This is a genomic window from Kouleothrix sp. (genome assembly GCF_046328425.1).
Lineage (GTDB): Bacteria > Chloroflexota > Chloroflexia > Chloroflexales > Roseiflexaceae > Kouleothrix.
On record NZ_JAXLWP010000003.1, the window covers coordinates 314,067 to 326,930 of the forward strand.

Below are 12,864 nucleotides of genomic sequence, written 5' to 3' on the forward strand. Positions count from 1 at the left end.
TAAGCCTGGCGGGCGGCTTGTTGTATGCGCGCTAGCCGAACCGGCCGGTCACATATTGTTCGGTGCGGGTATCGCGTGGCGACACAAACAGCTGGTTGCCGGGGCCATACTCAACGCATGAGCCGTTGAGGAAAAAAGCCGCCGCGTCGGCCACGCGCGCGGCCTGCTGGATGCTATGCGGCACGATCACGATCGTGTAGTTCGCTTTGAGATCGAGCAGCATATCCTCGATCTTGCCGGTCGAGATCGGGTCGAGCGCGGCAGTTGGCGCGTCGAGCAGCAACACCTCGGGGCCAAGCGCGAGCGCGCGCGCGATGCTCAGGCGCTGCTGCTGGCCTCCCGAAAGGTTCAACCCCGAGCTATCCAGCCGATCCTTTACCTCGTCCCACAGAGTCGCCGCGCGGAGTGATCGCTCGACCGCCTCATCGAGTTGGCGGCGTTCGCGCTTGCCGGACAGCCGCAGCCCATAGCTCACATTATCGTAGATCGACATTGGCAGTGCCACCGGCTGCGCGAACACCATCGCGGCGCGGCGGCGCAAGGCCGGCAGGTCGACGCCGGGCACGAACAGGCTGGTGCCATCCATGCGGATATCGCCGCTGTGGCGTTCGTTGGGCTCGAGCTCGGCCATACGGTTGATCGAGCGCAGGAAACCGCTCTTACCGCTGCCGGCCGGCCCAAACACCGCCAGCACGGCATTGCGCGCAACCGAGAGCGTAATGTCGTTCAGCACGGTATCGCGGCCATATGCCAGCGTATAATGATCAAATTCGATTTTGCTATCCATAGCGCCTTTACACTTACCGCCGCACTTGGCGGCGCACCAGGCGGGTAATCAGCGAGCTGGCGATGATATTGATCAGCAGCACCGTCACAATCAGCACTGCGCCGGTAGCGTAGGCTTTTTCGAGCGAAATGCCCTCGACTGCCAGGATGTAGAAGTGCACTGCCATGGTGCGCACGGGCGAGAACGCCGACTTAGGCAGATTAAGCGCGGTGCCGGCGGTAAAAATCACCGCAGCGGTCTCGCTGACGGCGCGGCCAAACGCCAGGATGACGCCTGTGACAATGCCGGGCAGCGCGCTTGGCAGCACCGCCGTGGTGACCATTTGCCAACGCGTGGCGCCCAGGCTATAGCTGACATTGCGGTAGCTCTGGGGCACGGTTCGGATCGCCTCTTCGGTGGTGCGGATGATTGTCGGCAGCACCATGAGCGCCAGTGTCAGGCCGCCCGCGAGGATCGACCAGCCCATTTGCAGGTAGGTAACGAAGAAGATAAAACCGAACAGGCCGAAGATGATCGAGGGCACACCGGCCAGCGACTCGGTGCCAAAGCGGATCGCGCGCGTCAGCAGGCTTTCGTGGGTATATTCGGTGAGGTAGATCGCCGCGCCGACGCCGAGTGGTGTCGCGATCAGCAGCGACACCGCGCCAAGCACAATAGTGCCGACAATCGTGGGGAAGATACCGCCGTCGCGGCCGAGATTCTCGGGCGAGCCGCTCAGGAAGCCCCAGCTGATCGAGGGCAGGCCACGGATCATAATCAGGCCGACGACAAGCGCCAGCACGGCCAGCGTCAGCACGGCGGCTGCCCAGATGCAGCCAAAGGCGATGCGTTGAGTGCGCGCAGTGGTCATGCACTTCTCCGGCTGGTAGCGGGGCGCCGCACAAATGTGGTGGCGAGCGCGTTTAAGATCATGATAAAAATAAACAGCACAACGCCGGTGCCAAACAGGGCCTGGCGATGATCGCCGCCGGCGTAGGCCATTTCGAGGCCGATGTTGCTGGTGAGCGTGGTGGCCGGCTGGAGCGGCGAAACCGGAATATTCAGCGAGTTGCCGATCATCATGATCACGGCCATGGTTTCGCCGAGCGCGCGGCCCATGCCCAGGATCACGCCAGCGATAATGCCCGAGCGCGCGGCAGGCAGGATCACACCGATGATCACCTGCCAGTGCGACGAGCCCAGCGCCACCGCGCCCTCGCGAATAGCCAGCGGCACTGCGCGCATAGCATCTTCGGAGATTGCGATTATCGTGGGCAATATCATGAAGCCAAGAATGATCGCGCCGGTAAGCACGCTCAGGCCCGGCCCGCCCAGCGTCGCACGGATCAGCGGCGCCAGCAGCGTGAGGCCGATAAAGCCATAGATCACCGAGGGAATACCGGCCAGCAGCTGGATCGCCGGGCGCATCAGCACTGCGAGGCGCGGCGGCGCCAGCTCGACCATGAAGACCGCCACGGCCAGGCCAAGCGGAACGCCTATCAGCAGCGAGCCAAACGTGAGCCACAGCGAGCCGACGATCATCGGCAGAATGCCAAACTTCGGCACTTTCGCGGTTGGATTCCACTCGGTGCCGCTGAGGAACTGCCACAGGCCAACTTTTGCAATCAGCGGCACGCCGGCCTGAAAGATGAAATAGGTGATCAGGCCCAGCGCGATCAGCGCGCCAAGGGCTGTGGCGAGCAGCAGAACGCCAATGCCGCGCTCTTTCATCGCGATGCCGCTCCTTTCACCAGGCCGAGCTTTTGCAGCTCTTGCTGGCCTTCATCGCTCATAACAAACTTGACGTATTGTTCGGCCAGCGGGCTGAAGGTATGATTTTTCTGCCAGATAAATAAAAACGGCCGGACAAACTTGTAGCTACCGGCCTCGACATGCGCCACCGACGGCGCTACATTGTCGATCGTCAATGGCTTGACGCTTGAGTCGACGATGCCGAGCGAAATATAGCCGATGGCATTGGGATCCTCGGCCACGACCTGCCGGATGGCGCCGTTCGAGCCTTGGCGCAGCGCGCTGGTGGTAACCTGCTTGCCTTTCATCACCAACTCGTCGAACGCGCTGAAGGTGCCTGACCCAGCTTCGCGGATCACGAGGTTGATCGGCTCATCCGGGCCGCCAAACGCCTTCCAGGTGCGAATCTTGCCGGAAAAGATATCTTGCACCTGCGCAAGGCTCAGCTGGGAAACCGGGTTGTCGGGATGCACGATCACGGCCAGCGCGTCACGGGCGATCACCAGCTCGTCGAGCTTGGCGGCCTCTTCGGGCTTGAGCTGGCGCGACGACATGCCGATCTCGGCCACGCCGTCGATGGCGGCCTGGATGCCTGCGCCCGAGCCGAGCGATTGGATATTGATCGCCGTGCCGACGTGGGCGCGCTGGTACATTTCGGCAAGGTGCTCGGCGAACGGCGCGACCGAAGTCGAGCCGGTAACCGTCAGGCCCGACTGATCTTGGCCGCAGGCGGTGAGCAGCAGCAGCGCCAGCCACAGCAAATACCGCCAGCGTACCGACGGGCGTCGGGGCGTGGCGGCGTATGGCGGCAACGAGCAAACGATGTGCATCAAATGGTTGTCTCTGGTATATTAAGCAATTATTAAAAGCGTGCGTATTATACCATGTTCTTACAGGCAGGCACCGGCGGTGGAGCGTCACATCGCGCCCACCGCGCCGGCAGGCGGGGCGATCGTCCATGCTGCAGCGCGCTGCGGGGCACGGCTCTGGAGGAGCGTACACGGATGAGTCTTGACATGGATCCAACCGCATTCGAGGGGCCGGATCTCGACGCGCTGATCAGCGCGGCCGGCGGCGTGGTATACCGGCGCAACGCCCGCGGCCAGATCGAGATCTTGCTGATCAAGAAACAGGGCGGCTTCTGGACGCTACCAAAGGGCCGGATCAAGCCAGGCGAAGAAGAGCGCTTAGCCGTAGCCCGCGAGGTAGCCGAAGAAACCAGCATTACGGGCGAAGTTGAGCAGCTGGTGGGCCAAGTCGTTTATACTATTCAGAAGGCTGGGCGGCCGCGCCGCAAAAGTGTGACGTACTACCTGGTTCGGGCGGTTTCGGGCCGGCCGCGGCCGCAGGCAAAAGAGCGCATCGTGCGCACGCGCTGGTTTCCGCTCACGGCAGCGCTGCGGCGCATCCGGCGCAAGCGCGTGCGCAACATTGTGCGCGATGCGCGGGCGCTGTTGCTGGGCGGGCCAGAGGCAAAGCAGAGCTAATATCGCATGCGCCTGATCATTCTGCAGCTGGTTCGGCTGTTCTACCCGCGCATCGAGGTGCGCGGGCTTGATCGGCTGCCCACCGGGCAGCCGATGCTCATGGTTGCGAACCATCCCAATGGCCTGCTCGACGCGCTGGTGCTGATGATTGGGCTGCGCCAGCATGTGGCGTTTCTGGCGAAAAGCACGTTTTTCGCCAACCCGGTGGGCCGCGTGCTCATGGCGGCGTTTGGCGCACTGCCGGTGTATCGCCCGCGCGACGAGGGGCTGGCGGGCGGGGCGCAGGGCGACCGCAGCAGCCGCAACGAGGCAACCTTCGCGCGCTGCCGCGAGCTGCTGCAGCGTAATCACCCGCTCGCGCTGTTTCCCGAAGGCACGACGCACTCGCATACCACAATGCTGCCGCTGCGCACTGGCGCGGCGCGGATCGCGCTAAGCGCCGAGGCCGAAACCGGCTGGGCGATCGATCTGCGGGTGGTGCCGGTAGGACTGTGGTACCAGGACAAAGCACGCTTTCGCTCGGCGGCGCTGGTGGTGGTAGGGCGGCCATTTACGATCGACGATCTGGCAGCGCTGTACGCCAGCGACCCGCACGGCGCCGCCGACCGCCTGACCGAGCGGATCGACATGTATCTCGACGAGGTGGTGCTGCAGGCCGAGAATGCCGAGCTGCTGAAGGGCCTGCCGCTGGTGGCGGCCTGGACAGCGCCACACGAGCCGCAGACGCTTGAGGAGCAGCACGCCCGCACTGCCGCGCTGCTAGCGGCATACCAGCGCCTGCGGGCAACCGACCCAGCCAGGCTCGCGGCGCTCGAGCAACAGGCGCGGCGCTACGCGCGGGTGCTGCGCACCTTCGGCATAACCGATCCGTGGGATCTCGAGCTGAGCGCAGTGCGGCGCGGGCGCCTGTTTGGGCTGGGGCTACTGCTGCTGGCGCTGTTGGCGCCAGCGCTCGCCGGATTCGTGCTGAGCTACGCGACCTACCGGCTAGCGGCGCCGCTGACGCCGGTGCTGCTGGGCAAATTCGAAGAGACAACCAGCACCGGCAAGCTGATCATCGGCACCGTGCTGGTGGTGCTTGGCTGGGTCATTGCGGCGCTGATCGCCGGATGGCTGGTGAGCGGCTGGTGGGGGCTGGCGCTGCTGATAGCCGCGCCGGCGCTGGCCTATGCCGCGCTGCGCTGGGGCGAGTTCTGGCGCGAGTTCCGCGAGGCGCTGGGCTACACCTGGCTGACGCTGCGGCACCGCGCGCTGGTGCGCGAGCTGGTGGCGCGGCGCACGGCGCTAGCCGAGCAGGTAGGCAGGGCCGTGCAGGCGGCGCAGAACTGAGACTTACAGGCCATATCACCACCATACACGGCACGGTAGTACAGGCATGGGTTCAAGCCATAGCATGAAGGACCGTGATGCCCGAGTACCATCTACGAATCAAGGAGCTGCCGGCCGGCGCGCAGCCGCGCGAGCGCCTGCGCGACCTGGGCGCGCAGGCGCTAAGCGACGCCGAATTGCTGGCGATCGTGCTGCGCGTAGGCGTGCCCGGCACGAACGTACTGCTGCTGGCGCAGCAACTGCTGGTGGAACAGGGCGGCTGGCCGGGGCTGCTGCGCTGCGACTACGGCGAGCTGTGCCGGCGGCACGGCATCGGCGAAGCCAAAGCCGCCACGCTGAAAGCCGCGCTGGAGATCGGGCGGCGCCTGCTGCTGGCCGACCCGGCCGAGCGTTTGCAGATCAAAAACCCCACCGACGCCGCGCAGCTGCTCATGCTCGAAATGGGCCACCTCGACCAGGAGCACCTGCGAACCGTGCTGCTCGACACGAAAAACCGCGTCCAGGCGGTATCGACTGTCTATGTCGGCAGCCTGAATGCCTCGCTGGTGCGCGTGGGCGAGGTGTTCAAGGCAGCGCTGCGGCACAACAGCGCCGCGCTGATTGTTGCGCACAACCACCCATCGGGCGACCCAACGCCCAGCCCCGAGGATGTGCTGGTAACGCGCGAGATCGTTTCTGCCGGCAAGCTCCTCGATGTCGAAGTGCTCGACCACCTTGTGATCGGGCAGGGCCGCTTCGTGAGCATGCGCGAGCGCGGGCTTGGCTTCAGCCGCTAGTTTTGCACCACCGGCAGGTAATCGAAGAACAGGTCGATCGCGGCGACCCGCAGGCGGCTCAGGTGGCTCAGGCGCGCGATAAAGCGCAGGCTCTGCGGGTCGCCGCCGGATGCGATGCCAGTGAAATCCCAGCGCTGATGCTGCTCGTCGTAGAAGAACAGCATGAGCTTGTTCGCGTCGGCGCCGCTGAGATCCTGGGGCGTATAGCTCAGCTCGGCGGTTATCTGCTTGGTGCCGTTGAAGCTGCGCAGCTCCTGGCCGCCGGCCGCTGCGGTTACTTCAAAGCCGAGCTGGGTCGGCTGGCCAGGCGGGGCGGTATCGAACACGCGCGGCGCGACCAGCAGGTCGACTGGCTGGCTGAAGGTATTAAGCGGTACGGTGATCGTCACCAGGCTGGTCGTGCCGACAATATCGTTCAGCGCGCCAGCGCCAATCGCCGCCTCGACCTGACCCTGCGCATTTGGCGCCACGATCGCGCGGCCAGCCGGCGCCTTCGTGAACGGCTCAACGTTCACCAGCCCCTGCCCACAAATCAGCTCGGCGGGCGACGACCCCGGCGCTGGCGCGGCCGAGTTCTGGCAGGTGAGCGAGTCGTTGGATAGGATCTGCGGCCCGCCCGCGTCGTTCCACCACTGCCACCCAGCCTCAAGCTGCCCGCTGCTGATATTGAGCGCCTTGAGGCCAATGCCGTTGCTCACAAAGCTGTTGTAGCTCAGCCCAAGCACCGACTGGCCCGCAGGCTTGCCATTGACGCGCAGCCCGAGCAAATTGCCGGTGATCAGGTTATTGCGCATGGTCAGGCGCACGCTATTGCCGAGCGTGTAGTCGGCGCTGACGCCAACCGTATTGGCGCGCAGCAGGCTTTCGAGCAGATCGACGCGGCGCGGCGCGGCGCCTGGCGCAAGCGTGGAGGTGGGAGTGATCGACAGGCCAGACAGGCCGTTCTCAAGTGTCACCGACTGCAGCAGAATGTCGCCGGCGGGCTGGACGACTTCGAGGCCGGCCCAATCGTCGCCGGCGGCGTGCAGCCAGATCTGGCGCGCGTGGGTGCCGCGCGCCTGCAGGCCGCCGTCGATGCGCAGGCCCGTGGCTTTGAGAAACTGCACCTCGACGCCAGGCTCGATCGTGAGCGTGGCGGCGGCAGCGACGGCAATCGGCGCTGTGACCAGGTACGGGCTGTTAGCCAGCGTCCAGGTCGTGCTGGTGGTAATGTTTGAGCTAATCAGCGTCTTCGGCGAGTTGACGGCCACAGCCGGCGTGACGGCAAGCCCGGCTGCTGCGAGCAGCCCGGCGAGCATGGCCAGGCAGGCGATGATCCGAAGCAGGGGCATGGGATGCGGTTTGTTCATTGTCGTCCCCACGCGAGCGATTATAAGCCGGTATTAGAGGAAACGTACGATCCAAATGGGAAGGGCACGTAGATAACAAAAATGTCATTTGGCTAGGCTATTCGAGCGGTATTGCCACCTCGACGCGCGTACCGCTGCCGCTGCCGCTATGCATGCGCATGGTGCCGCGCAGCATATGGGCGCGCTCTTGCATGCCAATCAGCCCAAAACCACGCCGCTCGGACGGCGTGCCGGCCGACGCCTGAGCCGCATCAAAGCCGCGGCCATCGTCGGCGATCACCAGCAACACCTGGCTACCGCTCAGCTGGAGCGACAGCGCGACGTGTGCGGCCTGGGCGTGGCGGCGTACATTCACCAGGGCCTCCTGGGCGATGCGATACAGCGCCTCTTCGACGCGGGCGGGCAGGCGCGGGCTGATCGGCGGCAGATCGGCCCGAATGGCGATCTGCGTCTCGCCGGCGAAGCGTTGGGCCAGCTCGGCCAGCGCGGCGGGCAGCGCCTGGCGCTCGAGTGGGCCGGCGCGCAGATCGAGCACCGAGCGGCGGGCTTCGTCGAGGCTCTCGCGCGTACGTTCGAGCGCCTGGCGGATGCGGGCGCGGGCGCGCTCGGGGGCGCTCGCGAGCAAGGCATCGGCCGCCTCGAGCTGCAGCGCAATGCCGGTTAGCTCCTGGGCCAGCGTATCGTGCACCTCGCGCGCCAGGCGATTGCGCTCTTCGACCAGGGCCACGCGCATGGCCTGCTCGGCCAGCTGGGTGCGCTCTATCGCCGTGGCGATCTGATGACCGATCGCCGACAGGATCTCGATATCTTGCGGCGTAAAAACATCCCACTGCGGCGTGGCAACGTTCATGATTCCAAGCATGCGCTCGCCTTTCACGAGCGGCACGCTGGCGTGGTAGGCCAGGCCCTGGCGGTCGCCAGCGGCGCCGCGCAGCCGGCTGCATTCGACGACCTGGGCGCCGGTGTGCAGCGAGCCGGCGCATGCGAGCTTCTGGCACTCGCACTCACCCTCCCAGGCCGGCCCAGGAAAAGCAAGCGCAGGCGGAAGCTCGTGCGATGTAGCCAGCGCGAAGGCCAGCTGCTCGTCGGCAAGGAACAGCCAGCCGGTGTGGAGCTGCAGCAGCTCGATCACCAACGGCATAGTACCAGCAAGAGTTTGGCGCAGGCTTACGCCATTATTGAGCGTTTCGGCGATCACCTTGAGCGTGGCAAAATAGCGCACCTGGCGGTCACGCTGCTGCTCGCGGCGCTGGATATCGCTCATTGCTTGGCCTCGGCAATTAAAATGGATGTCTATTGTACCATGCGGCGCGTGCGCGGATATCGGCGGCTTTGACGTCGCCCTGAGCACCCCTACCCTTGGCCGGGGCATCATCTGCGTAGGAGCTATGCACGTGCGTTAGAAGTTGGCTGAAAAGGGTGGTTTGGAGGGACGCAGTCCCTCTAAATATCCACTTTTTCTGGCGGGTGGCGGCCACGAACGTGGCCGCCACCCGCCAGAAGGAAGTGCGAGGGGCTATGCCCCTCGCCCCCCTTTCAAACAGGCTCTAAGGACAAGGGCAAAGAGCGCCGGGCCTAGCCGAATACGACACAGGCTCGCAGCGCGGGCGCAAGAAACAGCACAAGATGCAGCGCCGATCAGCAAACAAGGGGGATAATAACGAGGGGCCAAAAAAAGAAAGGCGGCAAGATCGGCGGCAACCAGCGAATTGGGGGAAATCCGCCGGCCGCCGGCCGATGCGATAGCAGCACGCCAAGTATACACCGCCGCGCACACCGAGACCTGACATTTCTTGACAGATCACGATCAGAATTCGGCCCGAATTGCCCGTTTACTTCCATAGGCAGCCTACGCCGACAATCGACACTTCGACCTGCGCACGCGGGAGGCTCTATGCAGGCAGGCCCAGGCACCCCCTCCATCGGCTTCGCCAATTTCGGCGAGATGTTGCGCTACTTGCGGCGCCGGGCGCGGCTTCAGCAGCGCGACCTAGCCATTGCCGTCGGGTACAGCGAAAGCCAGATCAGCCGGCTCGAGCAGAATCAGCGCCTACCGGACATGAGCACGCTAGCGGCGCTGTTCGTGCCCGCGCTCGGCCTCGAGACCGAGCCCGCCCTGGCCGAGCGCCTTCTCGAGCTGGCTGCCGTGGCGCGCGGCGAGGCGCCGGCCAGCAGCGCACCGCGCGCCAGGCCGCCGGCGGCTGCGGCGCACATCCCAACCCCGCTCACGCCGCTGATCGACCGGGTACGCGAGACCGAGCAGCTGTGCGCGGCGCTCGCGCGCGACGACCTGCGTCTGCTCACGCTGGTGGGGCCGCCGGGGATCGGCAAGACACGCCTGGCGCTACACGCGGCTGCCAGCTCGGGCCAGCTTTTCGCCGACGGCATGTACTTCATCGCGCTGGCGCCGATCTGCGACCCCGCGCTGGTGCTGCCGACGATCGCACAGGCGCTGGCGCTCGGCCACACCGACGATCGCCCGTTGCTCGATATGCTGAGCGACGCGCTGTACAACCGGCGCATCCTGCTCATCCTCGACAACTTCGAGCAGGTGCTGGCGGCCGCGCCACTGGTAGCCGATCTGCTGAAGGCTGCGCCGCAGGTCAAGGCGCTGGTGACGAGCCGCGCCGCGCTGCAGCTTTCGGGCGAGCACCTGTTTGCGGTGCCAGCGCTGGCGCTACCCGCACCACAAGCCAGCGCAACGCCGGCGCAGCTAGCCGAATACGCAGCGGTGCAGCTGTTTGTCACCAGGGCCGAGGCGGTTGATACTAGCTTCGAGCGCAGCGAGGAAAACCTGCGCGCGATTGCGGCGATCTGTGCGAACCTCGATGGGCTACCGCTCGCGATCGAGCTAGCGGCGGCGCGCAGCCGGCTGTTTAGCCCGGTGTCGCTACTCAAACGGCTCCACAATGCCTCGGGCGCACGAGCGCTCCACATTCTGATCGATGGCCCGCGCGACCTGCCATCGCACCAGCAAACCCTGCGCGGCACGCTCGACTGGAGCTACGCGCTGCTGCACGCCGAGGAGCGCGCGCTGCTGGCGCGGATGGTGGTGTTCGCGGGTGGCTGCACCGCCGAAGCCGCCGCAGTGGTGTGCAGCCAGCCTGCCTGTGGCATCGACGAAAGCGCGGTACTGGCCGGCCTGCAGGCGCTTGTCAACCAGAGCCTGCTGAATTGCGACACCAGCGCGGATGGTCAACCGCGCTTCGGCATGCTCGAGACAATACGCGAGTACGCCCGCGAGCAGCTTGACACCGGCACCTTTGCCGAAACAGCCAAGCGCCACGCCGGCTACTACCTGGAGCTGGCGCGCGCGGCGATGCCCGCGCTCAGCGGAGCCGAGCAGGAGCGCTGGTTCCGGCAGATCGAGACTGAGTTCGCCAACCTGCGGGCGGCGCTGGCCTGGTTCGCGGCCGAAGATCCAGCCGGCGGCATCGAGCTGATCGTCTGCTTGCGCCAGTTCTGGCCAATGCGTGGCTACCTGCCGGAAGGCCGCGCGCAGATCGAAGCGCTGATGGCCGATGCACGCAGCGCCGCGATCCCGCTGCCGACGCGCGCGCGCGGCCTGGCGACCGCTGGGTTTCTGGCGTATCAGCAGGGCGACTTGCCCGAAGCCCGCGCGCGATCCGAGGCGGCGCTGGGGATCAGCCAGCTGCTTGGCGATCGGCGGGGCATGGTCGACGCGCGCTTGAATTTAGGCAGCGTCGCATTCTACCAGAATGATTATGCCACGGCGAAGGCGCTGTACGCCGAGTGCCTGGAAACGTACCGCGGGCTTGGCGCGCTGCCCGAGGCCGCGTCGGTGCTGAAGAATATCGGCCTGGTGGCGAAAGACCAGGGCGAGTTTGCTCAGGCGATCGACTGCTTCACCGAGAGCCTGGCGATCTACCGCGCCTTGGGAAACCAGCACGGCGTAGCGCAGGCGCTGTTTAACTTGGCGGTGGTGGCCTACTGGCAAAGCGACTTCGCGCGCTCGAGCGAGCTTTCAGAGCAGAGCGTAGCCGCGTACCGCGAGCTTGGCGACCGAATGGGCACGGCCTACGCGCTCGACACACTGGGCATGGCGATGTCGCGGCAGGGCGATCAGCAGCGCGCGCGCGTGCTGCTGGACGAGAGCATGCGGCTGATACGCGAGGTTGGCGACCGCATGGGCGTCGCGCTGCTGCTTACCGATATGGGCGAGGCAGCGCGCGCGCGCGGCGACATGGCGATGGCGCGGCAGCTTTTTGGCGAGGGGCTGGTGCTATCGGCGCAGGTTGGCGACAAGCGGCGTATGGCTTTTTGCCTTGAGGGCCTGGCGCAGACGCTCGAGGCCACGCGCGGCCCCAAGGCCGCGCGGCTGCTGGGTGCGGCCGAGGCGCTGCGCGAAGCGATTGGCGCGCCGCTGCCGCCTTCCGAGCGGCCCGGCTACATGCAGGCGGTTGAAAAAGTGCGCCAGCGCTGCCGCAACGACGCAATTTTTGCCGGGGCCTGGGCCACCGGCCGCAGCGCAGCGCTCGAGAGTGTGCTGGCCGACGCGATCGAGCACCTGCCGCCGATGCGCAGTGTGTAGCGGCCGCCCTAGCGCTCGGTGGCAATCCAGAAGCGCCGGCCATCGCTGGCCCAGCTGATCGTACCATCGACACGTTCGTGGTACAGCCGTGTGCCGGCCGGGGCACGCTCGGCGAAACTCAGCTCGGCCGGCTGCTCGGCCTGGCTGCCATCGGTGAAGACGATCGCACGCGGGCGAAGCGTGGCCACCAGCCCGACGCGCGGGTCGTGCTCCCAGGGGAAGGCCAGGAGATCGACGGAGCGCGCGGCCAGCCCGGCAGGCAGCTCGTCGAGACCACTTTGATCGAACACAACGCTGGTCGCTCCGTACTCAAGCCGCAGCAGCAAGCCACGCTCGGCGTCGGCGGCCAGCACCCTCAGCAGCGCACCGCCCAGCCCAAGCCGCTCGCCCGCCCGCGCGACGCGCACGGGTGTGCCCTCGGCCAGCGCCAGGCGCCGCCACTCGTCGAGGGCCGCGCCGCGCCCAGCCGCGGGCGGCAGAAGCGCGAGGTTGGCATGGTAGCGCGCCAGCGCGGCCACCTGGCCCGGCAGGCGCGCGGCGTCGGCGCCGGTGAGCACAACCGCGTCGAGCGTACGGCGCCAGAATGGCAGCTGGCGGCCGAGCGCCGCAGCCAGGGCTGCCGGGTCGGAGCCGCCATCGATCAGCACATAGCCGCCGGCGGGCGTCTGGATCAGCGCCGCGTCGCCCTGAGTTTCGAGAAAGATCACATGGAGGGCGCCATCGGGGCGGGCGCGCCAGGCGAGCGCGGCCAGAAGCAGCGCGAGCAGCAGCGCCTGTGCCAGCAGCCGGCGCGCGGGCGAGGTAGGCGGAGTGGCGGGCATACGCGGGGCGTACCTTTCAGCTAAAAGCACAC

Annotated in this window: 11 protein-coding genes; 4 read left to right on the top strand and 7 right to left on the bottom strand. The window is 66.3% G+C overall.

Translation table 11 applies throughout. The features are described 5' to 3' along the window. Positions 1–31: 31 nt before the first annotated feature. Genes U0177_RS01295 through U0177_RS01310 form a run of 4 tightly spaced genes read right to left on the bottom strand, consistent with a single transcriptional unit; the run spans position 32 to position 3,348 of the window. The gene (locus U0177_RS01295; RefSeq protein ID WP_409568772.1) at positions 32–787 is read right to left on the bottom strand and encodes a phosphate ABC transporter ATP-binding protein; all 756 of its coding nucleotides are present in this window, start codon (positions 785–787) and stop codon (positions 32–34) included. A 13-nt stretch (positions 788–800) separates the two neighbouring features. After that, positions 801–1,637 (bottom strand): phosphate ABC transporter permease PstA, encoded by an 837-nt coding sequence (pstA, locus tag U0177_RS01300; protein ID WP_409568773.1) that lies wholly within the window; start codon positions 1,635–1,637, stop codon positions 801–803. Continuing rightward, a complete protein-coding gene (gene pstC / locus U0177_RS01305; protein ID WP_409568774.1) occupies positions 1,634–2,497 on the bottom strand; it encodes a phosphate ABC transporter permease subunit PstC in 864 nt (287 codons plus the stop codon). The genes pstA and pstC overlap by 4 nt, the downstream gene beginning before the upstream one ends. Next, positions 2,494–3,348, bottom strand: coding sequence for a phosphate ABC transporter substrate-binding protein (locus tag U0177_RS01310; RefSeq protein WP_409569072.1), 855 nt, complete (start codon positions 3,346–3,348; stop codon positions 2,494–2,496). The genes pstC and U0177_RS01310 overlap by 4 nt, the downstream gene beginning before the upstream one ends. A 186-nt stretch (positions 3,349–3,534) precedes the next feature. Here U0177_RS01310 and U0177_RS01315 point away from each other — a divergent pair, with 186 nt between their 5' ends. From U0177_RS01315 to radC, 3 genes are all read left to right on the top strand, one after another. Beyond that, on the top strand, positions 3,535–4,005 hold the full coding sequence (locus U0177_RS01315; RefSeq protein ID WP_409568775.1) for an NUDIX hydrolase: 471 nt from the start codon (positions 3,535–3,537) through the stop codon (positions 4,003–4,005). Between the two features lie 6 nt (positions 4,006–4,011). Further along, positions 4,012–5,334 carry a lysophospholipid acyltransferase family protein gene (locus tag U0177_RS01320; RefSeq protein ID WP_409568776.1) on the top strand — a complete coding sequence of 441 codons (1,323 nt, stop codon included), beginning with the start codon at positions 4,012–4,014 and terminating at the stop codon, positions 5,332–5,334. Positions 5,335–5,411: 77 nt separating this feature from the next. Continuing rightward, on the top strand, positions 5,412–6,110 hold the full coding sequence (gene radC / locus U0177_RS01325; protein ID WP_409568777.1) for a RadC family protein: 699 nt from the start codon (positions 5,412–5,414) through the stop codon (positions 6,108–6,110). On the opposite strand, the gene U0177_RS01330 is transcribed toward radC, so the two are convergent. Then, positions 6,107–7,441 carry a hypothetical protein gene (locus tag U0177_RS01330; RefSeq protein WP_409568778.1) on the bottom strand — a complete coding sequence of 445 codons (1,335 nt, stop codon included), beginning with the start codon at positions 7,439–7,441 and terminating at the stop codon, positions 6,107–6,109. The genes radC and U0177_RS01330 overlap by 4 nt on opposite strands. A gap of 115 nt (positions 7,442–7,556) precedes the next feature. Continuing rightward, positions 7,557–8,723 (bottom strand): GAF domain-containing sensor histidine kinase, encoded by a 1,167-nt coding sequence (locus U0177_RS01335; protein ID WP_409568779.1) that lies wholly within the window; start codon positions 8,721–8,723, stop codon positions 7,557–7,559. 630 nt (positions 8,724–9,353) lie between these two features. Here U0177_RS01335 and U0177_RS01340 point away from each other — a divergent pair. Continuing rightward, a complete protein-coding gene (locus tag U0177_RS01340; RefSeq protein WP_409568780.1) occupies positions 9,354–12,011 on the top strand; it encodes an ATP-binding protein in 2,658 nt (885 codons plus the stop codon). A gap of 8 nt (positions 12,012–12,019) precedes the next feature. Here U0177_RS01340 and U0177_RS01345 read toward each other — a convergent pair whose 3' ends face one another. After that, positions 12,020–12,832 (bottom strand): ComEC/Rec2 family competence protein, encoded by an 813-nt coding sequence (locus tag U0177_RS01345; RefSeq protein ID WP_409568781.1) that lies wholly within the window; start codon positions 12,830–12,832, stop codon positions 12,020–12,022. Positions 12,833–12,864: the final 32 nt, after the last annotated feature.